Origin of the sequence: Algibacter sp. Ld11 (assembly GCF_045066735.1) — a bacterium.
GTDB lineage: Bacteria > Bacteroidota > Bacteroidia > Flavobacteriales > Flavobacteriaceae > Algibacter.
Genome location: NZ_JBISHH010000025.1, coordinates 364,457 through 381,349, shown reverse-complemented (window position 1 = coordinate 381,349; position 16,893 = coordinate 364,457). Strand labels below are relative to the sequence as shown.

Annotated in this window: 16 protein-coding genes; 4 read left to right on the top strand and 12 right to left on the bottom strand. The window is 33.0% G+C overall.

Translation table 11 applies throughout. The features are described 5' to 3' along the window. Positions 1-5: 5 nt before the first annotated feature. From ACJJV4_RS15310 to rsgA, 4 genes are all read right to left on the bottom strand, one after another. Entirely contained in the window at positions 6-1,913 is a 1,908-nt protein-coding gene (locus ACJJV4_RS15310) for a DUF3857 domain-containing transglutaminase family protein (RefSeq protein ID WP_405296003.1), read from the bottom strand. Between the two features lie 58 nt (positions 1,914-1,971). Further along, a complete protein-coding gene (locus ACJJV4_RS15305; RefSeq protein ID WP_405296001.1) occupies positions 1,972-2,499 on the bottom strand; it encodes a metal-dependent hydrolase in 528 nt (175 codons plus the stop codon). Continuing rightward, on the bottom strand, positions 2,499-2,951 hold the full coding sequence (gene dtd, locus ACJJV4_RS15300) for a D-aminoacyl-tRNA deacylase (RefSeq protein ID WP_405295999.1): 453 nt from the start codon (positions 2,949-2,951) through the stop codon (positions 2,499-2,501). Before dtd ends, ACJJV4_RS15305 begins: the two co-directional genes overlap by 1 nt. Before the next feature lie 97 nt (positions 2,952-3,048). Beyond that, positions 3,049-3,993, bottom strand: a complete 945-nt coding sequence (rsgA, locus tag ACJJV4_RS15295; RefSeq protein ID WP_405295996.1) for a ribosome small subunit-dependent GTPase A — start codon at positions 3,991-3,993, stop codon at positions 3,049-3,051. Between the two features lie 85 nt (positions 3,994-4,078). Here rsgA and ACJJV4_RS15290 point away from each other — a divergent pair, with 85 nt between their 5' ends. Further along, complete coding sequence (locus tag ACJJV4_RS15290) at positions 4,079-4,729, top strand: hypothetical protein (RefSeq protein WP_405295994.1); 651 nt, start codon at positions 4,079-4,081, stop codon at positions 4,727-4,729. Positions 4,730-4,822: 93 nt separating this feature from the next. On the opposite strand, the gene ACJJV4_RS15285 is transcribed toward ACJJV4_RS15290, so the two are convergent. From ACJJV4_RS15285 to ACJJV4_RS15270, 4 genes are all read right to left on the bottom strand, one after another. Next, the gene (locus ACJJV4_RS15285; protein ID WP_159017905.1) at positions 4,823-5,905 is read right to left on the bottom strand and encodes a bifunctional 3-deoxy-7-phosphoheptulonate synthase/chorismate mutase type II; all 1,083 of its coding nucleotides are present in this window, start codon (positions 5,903-5,905) and stop codon (positions 4,823-4,825) included. A 98-nt stretch (positions 5,906-6,003) separates the two neighbouring features. Then, a complete protein-coding gene (locus ACJJV4_RS15280) occupies positions 6,004-6,855 on the bottom strand; it encodes a prephenate dehydrogenase (protein WP_405295992.1) in 852 nt (283 codons plus the stop codon). Between the two features lie 105 nt (positions 6,856-6,960). Beyond that, positions 6,961-8,106 (bottom strand): pyridoxal phosphate-dependent aminotransferase, encoded by a 1,146-nt coding sequence (locus ACJJV4_RS15275; RefSeq protein ID WP_405295990.1) that lies wholly within the window; start codon positions 8,104-8,106, stop codon positions 6,961-6,963. After that, complete coding sequence (locus ACJJV4_RS15270) at positions 8,103-8,930, bottom strand: prephenate dehydratase (protein WP_405295988.1); 828 nt, start codon at positions 8,928-8,930, stop codon at positions 8,103-8,105. Before ACJJV4_RS15270 ends, ACJJV4_RS15275 begins: the two co-directional genes overlap by 4 nt. Before the next feature lie 389 nt (positions 8,931-9,319). Here ACJJV4_RS15270 and gldA point away from each other — a divergent pair, with 389 nt between their 5' ends. From gldA to ACJJV4_RS15255, 3 genes are all read left to right on the top strand, one after another. Beyond that, a complete protein-coding gene (gldA, locus tag ACJJV4_RS15265; protein ID WP_405295986.1) occupies positions 9,320-10,213 on the top strand; it encodes a gliding motility-associated ABC transporter ATP-binding subunit GldA in 894 nt (297 codons plus the stop codon). A 148-nt stretch (positions 10,214-10,361) separates the two neighbouring features. Then, the gene (pta, locus tag ACJJV4_RS15260; RefSeq protein ID WP_405295984.1) at positions 10,362-12,452 is read left to right on the top strand and encodes a phosphate acetyltransferase; all 2,091 of its coding nucleotides are present in this window, start codon (positions 10,362-10,364) and stop codon (positions 12,450-12,452) included. 3 nt (positions 12,453-12,455) lie between these two features. Further along, positions 12,456-13,643 carry an acetate/propionate family kinase gene (locus ACJJV4_RS15255; RefSeq protein ID WP_405295982.1) on the top strand — a complete coding sequence of 396 codons (1,188 nt, stop codon included), beginning with the start codon at positions 12,456-12,458 and terminating at the stop codon, positions 13,641-13,643. Here the strand turns inward: ACJJV4_RS15255 and ACJJV4_RS15250 are convergent. The 4 genes from ACJJV4_RS15250 to ACJJV4_RS15235 form a co-directional block, all read right to left on the bottom strand. Next, a complete protein-coding gene (locus ACJJV4_RS15250; protein ID WP_405295980.1) occupies positions 13,629-14,375 on the bottom strand; it encodes a head GIN domain-containing protein in 747 nt (248 codons plus the stop codon). The two genes, ACJJV4_RS15255 and ACJJV4_RS15250, sit on opposite strands and share 15 nt — an antisense overlap. Next, a complete protein-coding gene (locus tag ACJJV4_RS15245; RefSeq protein ID WP_405295978.1) occupies positions 14,372-15,475 on the bottom strand; it encodes an acyloxyacyl hydrolase in 1,104 nt (367 codons plus the stop codon). The genes ACJJV4_RS15250 and ACJJV4_RS15245 overlap by 4 nt, the downstream gene beginning before the upstream one ends. Positions 15,476-15,551: 76 nt before the next feature. Next, positions 15,552-16,508, bottom strand: a complete 957-nt coding sequence (gene metF / locus ACJJV4_RS15240; RefSeq protein ID WP_405295975.1) for a methylenetetrahydrofolate reductase [NAD(P)H] — start codon at positions 16,506-16,508, stop codon at positions 15,552-15,554. A 142-nt stretch (positions 16,509-16,650) separates the two neighbouring features. Further along, positions 16,651-16,893 (bottom strand): hypothetical protein, encoded by a 243-nt coding sequence (locus ACJJV4_RS15235; RefSeq protein ID WP_405295973.1) that lies wholly within the window; start codon positions 16,891-16,893, stop codon positions 16,651-16,653.

Sequence of the window (16,893 nt, the reverse complement as noted above, 5' to 3'; positions counted from 1 at the left end):
AAAATTTACTTTTTAATTAATGCGACTTTAGCGTTATCAAGTTTCGATACTTCTTTATAAAAGGTTCTAAACGCAGCATAATCTTCTTTAGGAAATTTGCCATCTTTTATAATAAATGTTCGCTTATATTTTATTTTAGAATTATCAATAGCTGAAATCTCTGTGATATAGCTACCAAAATTAGTTTCTAACGACTGCCCTTTTGGTAACGACTCTATATTATAATCTGATGGTAAATTAATTTCTACCTCATCAACATCTTTAAACCCTCTATTTATTTTTAACGGAAGTTTCCTGTTTCTATATCTATCTGGAATATGTGTATTTCTATTTAAAACATTTAAATTAACGAGCATATGTTCACCTACTTTTTTGGTGTAATTAATAGCTTGAAAATTGATATTTTCAATTAATTCTATAATATTTTTATCATTTTCAATACTCATGCTATTTATAGACATGTTGTTTATGTACTTCCAACGCTTTTTGTAATACACATCTAAATCACGTTCTGTCTCCGTTTCTAACCAATATTTATTATCATATTGAATGCCTTTGGAATTTACACCTACCACGGCCTTAATCGAACCATCGTTTGAAATATCACAAACTCCCTTTATGGTTTGCAAACTTTCTTCTGGAATATATTTTTTGGTATGTTGTATTTTTCCGCCTTCTGGATTAATCACCAAAACATCTCTATCGTCTGTAAAATCACCAATAAAACCGAAAGGCAATTTCTGACTTGTACATTCTAACCAAATATTCTCATCATTATTCGGGATATTCAAAATAACATGATTGCCTTGCATAGCTGCAAAATCTTTCTCTAAACTGCGCTGGGAATCTCCTGCAAAAACAACAGAATAATTAGAGTCTATATCAACTGCATTAAGCAAAGCCATGGTATAATTAGTAAGCGCTTTACAATCGCCATACCCTAACCTATCAACTTCCGAAGCATTAAAAGGTTTCCAACCACCAATACCTACTTGCACACTTATGTAGCGAACTTTATCCTGAACGTATTGATATATTTTTTTTGCTTTAGCTATATTATCAGGTTCATTTTTTACCAATTCCTGAATTTTAGTTATAGTCCCTTCCGATAAATCATGAGTACTTTTTATTAAATCATGATACATCCAAGTTCCAAACTCACTCCAATTTTCTACTTCAGAATTAACACCTTCTAATGAAAACTGCTTTGATGCAAACATTACTTTTGGAACAATATCAGAAAAATTAGGACTGTAGTCTTCTGGTTTAATTCCTGAAACATTTTTTATACTGTAATGTATTTTAGTTGAAGTAACGTCTTTACTAATTTTATAACCTTCAATATTCTTTTCTTTTTTTCTAATAACAAGTTCTCCGGGAAAACTTAAAGTATAGCTGCTATTTTCTACACTTAAAAAATACTCGGTTACCGGAAAAAAAGAATTAATAAAAGCCGTATTATTCGTTTCATATCCCGAATTAAACTCGATGGTATATGGATATTTTATGGGTGTATATTCTAGATATTTAACTCGAGAATCGGAGTATAAAGTACCGCCATCTACAGCACTTACATCTCTAAAATCTTTCTCTTTAATCTTCTTAATAACCTTACCAAAATTATCGTAAATAAGAACTTCTAATATTTTAATATTTACATTATCATCATAATGCATATAGGCATTAACAGCTTCGTTTCCTTCTTTATTTAGTACAGTTACAATTCTTTTTTCGGTAACCAGCATACTTTGTGAAGACTCCAAAACAATAGTGGTAACATCATCTCTAACAACAGCATTAGCATTTTGCTTTAAACTATCGGGAATACTAAAACTAGTGTATAAATTTTGTTGAGAAAAACTAAAAAGTGTTACGAATAAAAACAGTGTATTGAGAATACGCTTTATAATCATGAAAAAGGGGTTATGTTTATTTTACAGCGCCTAGTTATTTCAACTATAGTAAAACGAACTAATTTGTTCCCTTTTTAAATTTTACAACTAAAAACCTGACAGCTAATATAATAAAACACGGTAAAAATATGTATTTAAATTCGCTTAAAATCACCTGAATTCCACGTTGGGAAATAAAATTTCCAATACCAATAGGTGAAACACGTATATCTTGAAAAGAAAAGAAAAATCGATCGTTATTGAAAGGAATAAAAAAGCCCACACCTTTTCCTCCGGAAGTCATAGCATCTAAAATACCATGAGACATTGTTGAAATAAAAATGACTAAAAACCAAATCAATTTATTATTTCGACCTAAAGTAAACGTTAAAATCAGTGCCCAAATTAAAGCAAATACTATAGAATGTGAAAAGCCTCTATGCCCTAACGGATCACCATAAGCAATACCTAAATTAAAACCAATAACATCAAAATCGGGTAAAATTGTAGAAAACACCGCAGCCCATAGCAACCACTTTAAATTTTGTTTATTGGTTACTTTCACCAAAGTATATCCAACTATGCCATGTCCAAAAATGGATGCCATTACTCTTTATTTTTTGTATCTATAATTATTGTAACTGGGCCATCGTTTAGCAACTCTACCTTCATGTCGGCTCCAAATTGTCCGGTTTGCACTGTTTTCCCTAAATCTTGTTCAATTTGTTTTACAAACGCTTCATACAATGGTATAGCAACATCAGGCCTCGCTGCTTTTATATAGCTCGGGCGATTGCCTTTTTTAGTAGAAGCTTGAAGTGTAAATTGACTTACCACAATAATATCGCCATGGGTATCTTTTAAAGAATAATTCATAACATCATTTTCATCTGAAAAAATTCGAAGATTAACAATTTTGTTAGACAGCCAAACAATATCATCCTGCTCATCATCATTTACAATTCCTAAAAGAATTAAAAGTCCGTTTTCTATATTGGCTACTTTTTCACCTTCAATAGTTACGCTTGCTTTTGTAACACGCTGTATAACTGCTTTCATCTAATTAATTGCATTTTTAAAAAACCTAACAAATGTATTTTTTAAGGTTTAAGTAAATTACCCTTACGGGGAAATGTCTCTCGGATGGCCAATTGGGTTAGTCCCAAATATCGGTTCTGTAATGCTCATCTTCACCCTCTACAAGTTGAATGTAACTTCGGTAACGAGAATACTCAATATCACCTTCATCTAAAGCATCTTTAACAGCACACTTTGGTTCTTTAATATGTAAACAATTATTGAATTTACAATCTTGCTTTAAAGCGAAAAACTCAGGAAAATAATCACCAATTTCTTCCTTTTCCATATCCACAACACCAAAACCTTTAATCCCTGGTGTGTCTATAATTTGAGCTCCAAAACTTAAATCGAACATCTCAGCAAAAGTTGTAGTATGTTGTCCTTGCATATGTTGCGTAGAAATTGCCTTGGTTTTTATATTTAAATCTGGTTCAATAGCATTTACAAGTGTAGATTTCCCAACACCAGAGTGCCCAGAAAACAAACTTACTTTACCATGCATTAAAGCCTTCACTTTGTCTACATTTTTGCCAGTAACAGCAGATACACCAAGACACTCGTAACCTATTTTTCTATAAATATGCGCCAAGTATTTTACTTCATCTAGGGTTTCTTGATCGTAGGTATCAATTTTATTAAACAACAAAATCGTTTTAATTGAATAGGCATTTGCCGTTACCAAAAACCTATCTATAAAACTGGTTAGTGTTGGCGGATTATTAATGGTAATCATTAAAAAAACCTGATCTATATTGGCCGAAATGATGTGTGTTTGCTTAGATAGGTTTACAGATTTACGTACAATGTAATTAAACCTATCGTGTATATTATGTATAATTCCCGATTCTTGATTATTATCGGTTTCTATTTCAAAATCTACTATATCGCCAACAGCAATTGGGTTGGTGCTTTTAATACCTTTAATTCTAAACTTCCCCTTTATTCGGCACTCGTAAGTTTCACCCAAATCGGTTTTCACGGTGTACCAGCTTCCTGTAGATTTATAAACGCGTCCTGTCATATTCTCCAAAAATAATCTAAAAAAATTATTTATTGATTAAGACTAAACATATATTAGTAACATAATTTAAAACAACCCAAAAAACATGAAAAAACTATTATTTTCAATTTTATTTTTAACCATTACTGTTGGTGCAAACGCTCAAACAAACCTTTATGAAAACCCTGATTTTGATGAAATTGCCAAATCTCATAAAAAAATTGCTGTTGTACCTTTTAAAACACAAGTAAAACTAAGGCCTAAACAAATGAAAGACATGAGCAACGAGCAGTTGCATAAACTTGAAAAAGCCGAAGGCGAAGGCATACAAACAGCTATGTATTCTTGGTTTTTAAAAAGAAAGAAAAGAGGTAAATTACTTTCTTTGGAAGTTCAAGATCCTAAAGTAACGACCGCTTTATTAAAAAGAAAAGAAATAGATTACGATAATATTACAGATTACACTCCTAAAGAATTAGCAGATTTATTGGAAGTCGATGCAGTAATATCTGGAGATTTTGAAACCAATAAACCAATGTCCGAAGGCGCAAGTGTAGCTTTAGGAGTGCTTTTTGGTGCTTGGGGAAGTACAAATAATGCGGTAATAAACATGACTGTGCATAACGCACTAGATGGTGTTTTACTATGGAATTACAACAAAAAAGTAAGAGGAAGCATAGGTAGCTCTCCAGAAGATTTAATTAACATTTTAATGAGAAAAGCGTCTAGACGTTTAGCTTATACTAAAAACGATTAATCTTTTTATAGTCCTACTATATATTAGATATTTGAATCCATAAAAAAAGCCTCGCTGTGCGAGGCTTTTTTATATATCTAAAATTGACAGTTATTATCCGTTAATCACTTTTTCTTGATGATTAATAGATTCTTGGTGTACTGCTTTAAACATTTTTAAGATAAATTCCTCACTTAAACCATGTTGCTCTCCCTCTAAAACCATTTTACCTAAAATTTCGTTCCAACGTTTAGATTGTAAAACTGCAACGTTTTTTTGTTTTTTAAGCGCTCCAATACTATCAGAAGTTTTCATTCTTTTTCCTAATAAATCAAGAATTTGATTGTCAACAACATCAATTTGTGCTCTTAAATTATCTAAAGAACTATTGTATTCTGCTTCAGCATTAGATTCTTTTCTAATTTTTAAGTCTCTCATGATCTGTACTAAAGTAGATGGTGTTACCTGCTGTGCAGCATCACTCCATGCATTTTCAGGATCGTAATGAGTTTCAATCATTAACCCATCAAAGTTTAAATCTAAAGCGGTTTGAGATACGTCAAAAATCATATCTCTTTTTCCTGTAATATGCGATGGATCGTTAATTAATGGAATATCTGGATATTTATTTTGAAATTCAATAGCTAATTGCCATTCTGGAGTATTTCTATATTTTGTTTTTTCGTAAGTAGAAAAACCTCTATGGATTGCTCCAATATTTTTAACACCCGCTTTGTAAATTCTTTCAATTCCACCTAACCATAAGGCTAAATCTGGATTTACTGGATTTTTAATTAATACAGGCTTATCTGTACCTTGTAAAGCATCTGCAATTTCTTGCATGATAAAAGGACTTACTGTAGAACGTGCACCAATCCATAATAAATCGATATCATGCTCTAAAGCTAATTTTACGTGAGCAGCATTTGCTACTTCTGTACAAACTTTCATACCTGTTTCAGCCTTTACTTTTTGTAACCATTTTAAACCTAAAGCTCCAACACCTTCAAACATTCCTGGGCGTGTTCTTGGTTTCCAAATACCAGCTCTAAAATAGCTTACATCGGTATCTTTTAGCTCATGAGCTATTTTTAATACTTGTTCTTCTGTTTCAGCACTGCAAGGTCCAGCAATTACTAATGGATGATCTAATTTTAAATCATCTAACCAGGTTCTCATTTCTTTTGTGTTTTCCATAATCTTAATCAAATTTCAAAATGAAATTCCAATTTCCACGCTTTAAATTAATGTTTTGTATTGTGCTGAAATTGGAGGTTCAATTCTTTTTTTTTAGTTTAATGTATTCCGTTTAAAATATCTTTTATATGATTTGTGCTTTCCATTTCCTTATAAATAGCTTCGAAATCGTCTTGTTTCATTAGCTCTTTAAAGTGAGATAGATTACTAATATATTCTTCTAATGTTTCAATTACGTTGGTTTTATTCTGTTTAAAAATAGGTGTCCACATGGCTGGCGAACTTTTTGCTAAACGCACCGTTGACGCAAACCCACTGCCCGCCATATCAAAAATATCACGTTCATTTCTTTCTTTATCAATAACTGTTTTTCCCAGCATAAAAGAACTAATATGCGATAAGTGCGACACGTAAGCAATATGTTTATCGTGAGCTTCAGGATTCATATACCGAATTCTCATACCAATATCACTAAACAATTTTAAAGCCTTTTCTTGTAGCTTAAAAGTTGTTTTTTCTACCTCACAAACAATATTTGTTTTTCCTTGAAACAAACCACTAATAGCTGCTGCTGGTCCAGAATGCTCTGTTCCTGCAATAGGGTGCATCGCTAAGAAGTTTCTGCGTTTTGGATGGCTTTCTACCGCCTTACATATATCGACTTTTGTTGAACCTGCATCGACCACCAAACCTGTTTCCGGAATAAGATCTAAAATAGTTGGCAACAATTTTACGGTTGCATCTACTGGTATAGAAATAATAACTAAATCGGCATTTTTCAAATCGTCTAGCGTTGCTTTCTTATCAATTAAATTTAAAGACAAAGCTTCTTCAAGCGTACTGTCTTTACGGCTGATACCGTGGATAATTACATCTGGTCTAAGCGCTTTAATATCCTTAGCCAAACTACCACCTATTAACCCTATACCTATTGAATATATATTTTTCATTTTTGTCCCTAACCTCCTCCTTTTGGAGAACGAGATGTTACGGGTTTTACTTTATTACTATTTACGTTTTTATAACGTCTAACATTCTATTTGACAACAAAACTATTAACTTACTCTAGCTATGGCTTCTTGTAAATCTTCGGTTTGTGCACATAAGGAAAACCTAATATAACCTTCGCCTTGCGAACCAAAAATTGTTCCTGGCGTTAAAAATATACTGTTCTCCTTCAATATTAAATCTATATACTCCTCTGCTTTTACATGTGCAGGCAATTTAGCCCAAACAAAAAGTCCTGTTGCATTTTCATCATAAGTACAATTTAGTGCTTTGGCTAATTTCCAAACTAAATCGCGACGCTCTTTATAAACACTATTTAAGGTTGAAAACCACATGCTAGAACACTGTAATGCTTCAATAGCCCCTTTCTGAATGCCATAAAACATACCCGAGTCCATATTGCTTTTCACTTTTAAAATATCGTTAATGTACTTATGATCTCCAACAACCATCCCTACTCGCCATCCAGCCATATTGAACGTTTTACTTAGTGAGTTAAGCTCTAAACAAACATCTTTAGCTCCTTCTACATTTAAAATACTCGTAGGGTTATCATTTAAAACAAAACTATACGGATTATCATTAACTATTAAAATATCATGCTTTTTAGCGAAAGCTACTAAGTTTTCAAACAGCGTTTCAGAAGGTTGAGTTCCTGTTGGCATATGTGGATAATTTACCCACATTAATTTTACTTTACTTAAATCTTGTTGCTCCAAAGCTTTTAAATCTGGTTGCCAATTATTAGCAGCATCTAACTCATAAAAAATAGGTTCTGCCTCTAATAATTTGGTTACCGATTGATAGGTTGGATAACCTGGATTTGGTATTAAAACAGCATCTCCTTTATTTAAATATGCCATTGAAATATGCATAATACCTTCTTTACTACCCATTAACGGAAGCACTTCGGTATTTGCACTTAAGTTAACGTCGTAATGCGTTTTATAAAACCCTGAAATAGCTTGACGCAACTCTGGTAACCCTTGATAACTTTGATATTTATGTGCATTAGGACTTAATAAACCTTCCGTTAAAGCTTCTACTACTTTTTGCGGTGGTTGCAAATCTGGACTACCAATACCTAAATTTATTACCGGCTTCCCACTTGCTATTAACAAGTTTACTTCTTTTAATTTTCTTGAGAAGTAGTACTCTTCAACACTATGCAATCTATCGGCTACTCCAATCATAATTTCGCATTTTTATATTCACCTAAAACTTTAAAAGCTTCACCCATAATTTCTATAAGTGATTTCGCTTTTTTAAAATCTGAATAATCATCAAACGTTACATCTACAAAAAAGGCATATTTCCATGGTGTTTCTACAATTGGTAAACTTTGAATTTTTGTTAAATTCAGTTTACAATCGCTCATTACATTTAAAATGGTCGCTAAACTACCACGCTTATGGTTTGCTTCAAATTTTATAGATGCTTTATTTATTTTTGTTTCGGTAAAATCCGAATTCGTTCTTTTTACAATAGCAAAACGTGTTTCGTTATGCTTAATGGTTTGAATGCTTTTAGCCAAGATATCAAGCTGAAAAATCTCAGCTGCCAATGTACTTGCAATAGCTCCAACACCTTTTAATTGCTTATTTTGAATACGCTCGGCAACTTCTGCGGTATCCTTATCTTCTATTAATTTAATATGCGGATAATTTCTAAAAAACGCTTTACACTGCAACAGCGCCATGGGATGAGAATAAACCTCTTCTATATCGGCAATACTTTGATTTGGCAACGCCATTAAATTATGCTGAATATCTAAATAATGCTCCCCAACAACATGAAGGTTATATTTATCTATTAACGCATAGTTTGGAATAATAGAACCCGCAATAGAATTTTCGAGAGCCATAATACCAGCATCGCATTCCTCTGTAATTAAAGAATCTACTACTCTATCGAATGTTAAACAATCGATAGTATCTACAGGAGTTTCAAAAAATTGCTGCGACACAATATGATGATATGATCCTTTTATACCTTGTATAGCAACCGTTTTTATCAATTTTTATTATTTTTTATTAATGTTCAATAAATTGTTAAACAAAAAAAGTCTCGATTTTCATCGAGACTCATATTAAATTTATAGTTTTAAATTATACATACAACGCCTCGGTCTTTTCGCTAAAAAAGAAATAAAACCAGTTGTTAAAATATGTAAAATATACTGTCATAGTGATAATTGAGTGGCTAAAGTAATTATTTATTTAAGAAATCAAAATACAATAAAAGTTTTTTTTACATTTTATTGAAAAAAATAAAGATTCCACACAAAACCCTCCATTATTATGCACTATTTTAAATTATATATTCAATACACTAAAACATCTTAAAAAAGGCATTCGTTCATATTTTTAAATTCATATTCATTATTTTTGAAAAAACAATTAAAATATGTCGATAGAAGTTACAGGAATATCAAAACTTTACGGAAATCAAAAGGCTTTAAACAATATTTCTTTTACCGTAAAAAAACCTGAAATTGTTGGATTCCTTGGTCCTAATGGTGCAGGAAAATCGACCATGATGAAAATTTTAACTACATTTATTACGCCCTCTCAAGGCGAAGCAAAAGTAAACGGCCACGATATAAATGAAGCCAAACAGCATGTGCAAAAAAGCGTAGGCTATTTACCAGAGCACAACCCACTATATCTAGACATGTTTGTGAAAGAATATTTAAAATTTAATGCAGACATCTATAAGGTAGACAAAAATCGTATTAACGATGTTATAGAACTCACGGGCCTAACTCCCGAAATGCATAAAAAAATAGGGCAACTCTCTAAAGGTTATCGCCAACGCATTGGCTTGGCTAATGCCCTACTCCACGACCCGGAGGTTTTAATTTTAGACGAACCTACTACCGGATTAGACCCCAACCAGTTGGTAGAAATTCGAAACTTAATTAAAGACATAGGTAAAACAAAAACGGTTTTTCTTTCTACTCATATTATGCAAGAGGTTGAAGCCATGTGCGACCGCGTTATTATTATTAACAAAGGTGAAATTGTTGCCGATAAAAAACTTCATGAATTAAGGAACGAAAAAGAGCAAACCGTAATTGTAGAATTTGATTTTAGGGTTGAAGATGCCTTTTTATTAAGATTGCCAAAAGTGGAACATGTAAAAAACACGTATGGTTTTGTTTACGAAGTTACATTTAAAACTTCCGAAGATATGCGCTCACATGTTTTTGATTTTGCTCATGATAATGAATTGAAAATTCTTCAATTAAATCAAAAAAACGCTAGCCTAGAATCACTTTTTAGAGATTTAACATCATAAGCCAGCGTATCTAAATTACAAAGTATGATATAAATCATCTTTAACAATACAGAAACCTGATAAATTTGCAGCATCACCTATTATAAACATAGATTACTCTAAATTTAAAAGGGTAATACTTATATTTATAACATACAAATATATTACGATGAGTAAAGGAATCTACGTTGCAACTATTGAGCCTAATAGCGGAAAATCTGTTGTTGTTCTTGGTTTAATGCGCATGCTTTTGGGTAAAACAGCAAAGGTTGGCTATTTTAGACCAATTATTGAAGACACAAAAGTTGGCGAAACAGATAATCACATAAATACAGTGATATCTTATTTTGAAATTGATATAAACTACAAAAAAACTTTTGCTTTTACTAGAAGTCAAGTCTTAGATCTTTATAACCAAGGTAAATCTGGAGACGTGATAGACGAGGTTATTAAAAAATACAAATACCTTGAAGATCATTTTGATTTTATTTTAGTTGAAGGCACCGATTTTTCTCATGAAAATTCGAGTTTAGAGTTAGATATTAATCTTTTAATTGCTAAAAACTTAGGATTACCAGCTATTATTGTTTCTCAAGGCGATGGTAAAACTTTAACTGAGGTTGTAGATAATGTACAATTAGCGCACGACACTTTTAAAGAAGAAGTAGATGTTCTATCTATAATGACCAATAAAATTGCCCCTAACGATGTTACATCCCTAAAATCTCTTTTAAAAGCGAGAATAAACAGTGGTACGGATATCACTGTAATTCCTAAAATTAAAAGTTTAGCGAGCCCAACCATAAAAGAAATTACTAAAAAGCTGGATGGTATCATTCTATTTGGCGAAGACATGCTTAATAACCAATCGGATAATTTTAGTGTAGGCGCCATGCAATTACGCAATTATTTAACACACCTAAAAGAAAACGCTGTAGTTATAACTCCTGGTGATAGAGCCGATATTATTCTTGGTGCTTTACAAGCGCACATTTCAAAAAACTACCCTAAAATATCGGGTATTATTTTAACCGGAGGTATAATTCCCGAAGAGCCTATTTTAAAACTTATTGAAGGCCTTTCTAGTGTTGTACCCATTATTAGTGTTAAAAGAGGAACGTTTAGCACTACCAATATTATAGGTAAAATAAAATCTCGAATTTATGCCGAAAATATTGAAAAAATTGAAACCTCAATTGCTACTTTTGAACAACATGTAGCTACCGAAAAACTATCAGAAGATCTTATTACTTTTAAATCTGAAATTTTTACCCCTCGCATGTTTCAATACAATTTATTGCAACGCGCCTTAAAAGACAAAAAACACATTGTACTCCCTGAAGGTTACGACGAACGTATATTACGCGCTGCAGCACGATTAATCGATGCTAACGTAGTGGACTTAACTTTAATTGGAGAAAAAGATAAAATTCAAGAACGCTTAATAAGGTATGATATTCCTTTAAACATCAACGATATAAATATTGTTTTCCCGCAACAATCGCCACATTTCAAAGATTATGTAAATACATTTTATGAGCTTAGAAAACATAAAAACGTAAATCTAGATATGGCAAGGGATGCCATGTCCGACGTGTCTTATTTTGCTACCATGATGATTTACAAAGGGCATGCAGACGGTATGGTTTCTGGAGCAATACACACCACTGCACACACCTTACGCCCTGCACTTCAGTTTATAAAAACTAAACCAGGAGTAAATATTGTTTCTTCTGTTTTCTTTATGTGCTTAGAAGATCGTGTTTCTATATTTGGTGATTGTGCCATAAACCCAAACCCGAACGCAGAACAACTTGCAGAAATTGCGATTTCATCTGCAAAAACAGCTCAAGAATTTGGGGTAGAACCTAAAGTTGCCATGTTATCTTATTCCTCTGGAGCTTCTGGAAAGGGTGAAGATGTAGAACGCGTTAGAAAAGCCACAGAAATTGCTAAAGAAAAAGCACCTAATTTAAAAATTGAAGGTCCTATTCAGTATGATGCTGCTGTAGATATGCGCATTGGTAAAAGTAAATTACCAGACTCTGAAGTTGCAGGACAAGCTAGTGTTTTAATCTTTCCGGACTTAAACACAGGAAACAACACTTACAAAGCTGTACAAAGAGAAACTGGCGCTTTAGCTATAGGCCCAATGTTACAAGGTTTAAACAAACCTGTAAACGATTTAAGTAGAGGCTGTACTGCCGACGATATTTATAGCACAGTAATTATTACAGCAATTCAAGCACAAGATTTATAAAATATGCAAGTACTCGTTTTAAACTCAGGAAGTTCATCTCTCAAATTTCAATTATTTTCAATGCCAGCAGAAACTATTTTGTGTTCGGGTTTAATTGAGCGTATTGGCATGGAAGATGCTAAATTTATATACAAAACAGAAAAAGACACCATAGAGCACATCACTGCTATTTACAATCATAAACAAGGGTTAGAACTACTATCTCATCAACTTTTAGATAGTGAAACTGGTATCATTAAATCGGCTTCAGATATTGATATTGTTGGGCACCGTGTAGTACAGGGTGGTGCTCGATTTAAAGAAACAACCGAAATTACGCAATGGGCAAAAGATAATATAAAAGATCTTTTTAGCTTGGCACCTTTACACAATCCTGCAAATTTTGAAGGTATTGAAGTAGCCGAAGCTATTTTTCCTTCAGCTAAGCAAGTCGCGGTTTTCGATACGGCATTCCACCAATCTATTCCCGAGCATGCTTATAGATATGCTATACCGAATAATCTTTTAACCGAGCATAAAATTAGAATGTATGGTTTTCATGGCACCAGCCATAAATACGTATCAGAACAAGCTATTCATTATTTAGGTCAAAAAGAATCTAAAATAATTTCAATTCACTTAGGCAATGGTTGCAGCATAACAGCCATTAAAAACGGAAAGGCCGTGGATCACTCTATGGGCTTAACACCTTTAGACGGCTTAATTATGGGTACGCGAAGTGGAGATATTGATCCTTCTGTAATCTTTCATTTAGCGAGTAAATTAAATTATTCCATAGATGAAATTAACACCCTTTTACAAAAGAAAAGCGGTATGCTGGGCTTAACAGGTTTTAGCGACTTAAGAGAAATAGAAACGGAAGCCGCCAAAGGCAATAGAGATTGCTTACTCGCTCTACAAATGAACACTTACCGCATTAAAAAATACATTGGTAGTTATGCCGCAGTTTTAAACGGATTGGACGCCATTGTTTTTACCGCAGGCATAGGAGAAAATTCAGAATTAATGCGAAAAATGGTTTGTGAAGATTTAGATTTTCTAGGTATTATTTTAGATACAGAAAAAAACAAAGAAAGATCTAAACTATTAAGAGCCGTAAATACTATTGAATCTAAGGTGAAAATATTAGTTATTCCAACCAATGAAGAGTTAGAAATAGCGAAACAATCGGTTCAATTATTCGAAAATTAATCGACCTGTATAAAGTTCTTCCACAGTAATAATATCCGGAGTATTAAGCGAAATAACATCTCCGGGTCCAGAAATTTTCCCCGTAAGGGATTGCTGTGGATTTACAACCATATCGTTAGAACTTCTATTTGATACACTAACAAATTGCGCTATTAAATCTCGACCTTCAAAACGAGACGTTCCTGCAGCGAAAGTAATGCGTAAATTTTCAGTTTTACCAGAGACAAAGCAATTGGAGAGGTTATTAAAAACAAGAGAAAAACTGGTGTTATCAATTTCTAAATCAAAGTTACCACTAGTAAACGAATCTTCTGCTCCAAAATCCTCTGATAAAATTGATAAACTTGGATAGCTTAAAACACCATTAGAACTAACGGTGTATTGCGTAGAACTTCTAATTTCGGTAATATTAGGTGCTGTTATATAGACTTTAGTAATACCATAATTACGCACATAATTGCAAGTATTATTATCGGTTAATGTCAATGTACCATCGACTACAATAGCTTCAACATCATTCATTAAATTCTCACCAGTTTCAACAGTCACCTTCTGAGTTTCACCATCGGTAATTATTAATTCAATATCCCGATTTACTAATATTTTAGTAAAAACATCAACACTAAATTCTTGCTGTATTACAGCTCCCGTTGTCTGAAAACAATCGCCTGTATTTTCACTATCACAAGCAAAAAGTAGGCTAAAAACGAATATATATATTAACTTTTTCATAATCGAACACCAATTCCAAATTCAACAGCTTCTGCTTTAGCCCCGTGAGACTTCAAGGTCATGGTACCAAACCATTTTCCTTTTTTTCCAACATAGCGCTTTAAACCAATTCTTAAATATGTTTGTCCTTCAAAATCGTATGGATAATACACATAATATCCAAACTGGGTAAGCAATGAGGTTCTATTAATAAACAACTCATGCCCTACAAAAAGACCAACACGCTTATAGTCTTCGTCACCAGATACATCTAACTCTGGAAAAGCAACACTTCGGTAATAAATAAGTTCTTTTAAGAAGTTAGAAAAGAAAACATCGGCACCAAACTGCAAAGCACTTTTACGGTTAATACGTTTATCCGCATAGGCAGAAAGCACATAAAATGCGTACTGACCACTATCTACAATATCACTTTCGTTTACACCCGATCTAAAAACAAAATTATATTTTACTGGTTGTGTAAACTGCCTGTCATTGCCAGCTAAAGTATGTTGATACTCTAGCTCTTTTTTATCTAAACTATAAGTTAACCCAACATTAAGCGCTAAAGTATTTGTACTCGCATTAGGCGCCTTAACATTGGCATTGGAATAATGTATTAAAGAAAAACCTGCCGTTAAACCAAAACGATCGAAAATACGTTCTTTTTTATAATTAAGCATCACCATAGTGCTACTCATTAACTTAGAACCGTAGGCAATATTTCTATAGTTATCAACCTTATCATAAGGCGTTTCGGTATAGCCCATACCTTGCCCAATTCTAAACTGTAAATTTCTATTAAAAAAATAGAAATTAAAATGAGCATAAAGAGATGTAACACTACCCAAAACATCATTTTTCATGTTTTGATAAGCGTAAGTTACACCATAATCAGGATAATTAAAACGCTGTTCCCAATCGTTGAAACCATATGTTTTTTTATTCCAACTTAAAAGATATCCTTCCGGATGTCCTTTAGTTAAATGAAGTATATCGTTATTATGAAGCGCTATATTACCTTTAAAATAACTAAAATCGAGGTAAGATGTATGTGTTTTATCTTGTGAAGAGGCACTAAAAAAAAAGACACAAAATATGCAGGTATAAAGTAATTTCATGATTGGGTTTCTGTGCGGCAAATGTACTTAAATTTCAACGTAAACCTTAAAACTTAAGTACAAACCACACTATTTACTAAAACAATGCTTCGGCAATAGCCTTAACATTATCACTTTTCCCCATAGAGTAATAATGCAGTACAGGCACACCCGCTGCTTTTAATTCTTTAGATTGCTGAATAGCAAATTCAATACCTACTTGCCTAACAGCCTTGTTATCTTTACACCCCTCAACGGCTTCAATTAAATTTTGAGGTAAATCAATTTTAAAAACCTGAGGTAAAATTTGTAAATGTCTTTTAACAGCAATAGGCTTAATTCCCGGAATAATAGGCACATTAATTCCAGCTGCTCTTGCCTTATCTACAAACTCGAAATACTTATTATTATCAAAAAACATTTGGGTAACTACATAATCGGCACCTGCATCTACCTTCTCTTTTAAACGGCGCAAATCATTAACCAGTGATGGTGCTTCCATGTGTTTCTCCGGATAACCAGCCACACCTATACAAAAGTCAGAATTATGTTCAACCTTAAAATCATCGTGCAAATACTGCCCTTTATTAAGGTTTGCAATTTGTTGCACCAAGTCGCTCGCAAATGCATTCCCTCCTGCTACAGGTTTAAAATATGGCTCATCTTTCATCGAATCACCACGCAAAGCCATTACATTATCCAGACCTAAATAGTGGCAATCTACCAAAACATATTCTGTTTCTTCTTTTGTAAAACCACCACACAATAAATGTGGAATAGCATCTACCTGATACTTGTGCATAATAGATGCACAAATACCCACTGTACCAGGGCGCATACGCGTAATACGCTTATCCAACAAACCATTGCCTTTATCAATATATACATACTCCTCACGAGATGTGGTAACATCAATAAATGGTGGATTAAACTCCATTAAAGGATCTATATTATTATATAAATCCTGAATATTTGTACCTTTCTTTGGCGGAATTACCTCAAAAGAAAACAACGTTTTACCGTTGGCTTTTTTAATATGGTCTGTTACTTTCATTACTTATTTTTTGTCATCCTCATAAAACGAGAATCTTATCAATATTTTAGTTTAATTTTTGGGCGTTACCACAAGGGTCGCGCTTTACACTATATCTTTTTTTGCCTTTGGCAGAAACAAAAAAAGGATGCCGTTGCAATCGCTAACGCGGGTTTACCAACTTACTTTTAACCTCATCAAAAGTTTCTGCGTACTCCCAATAAATCCATCTTCCATCCAAATAATCCGTAAGGATATATTCTTCACTTAACGATTTTATTCGAGATACGGCAACTACTTTCTTTGAAAAACCATCTACCGCAACATGTTCCAAAACCTCTTTGTTATCTGCATCATAACCATGAGAAATCATGTGGCTTCCTAACGTCACCTCTATAAATGCCAT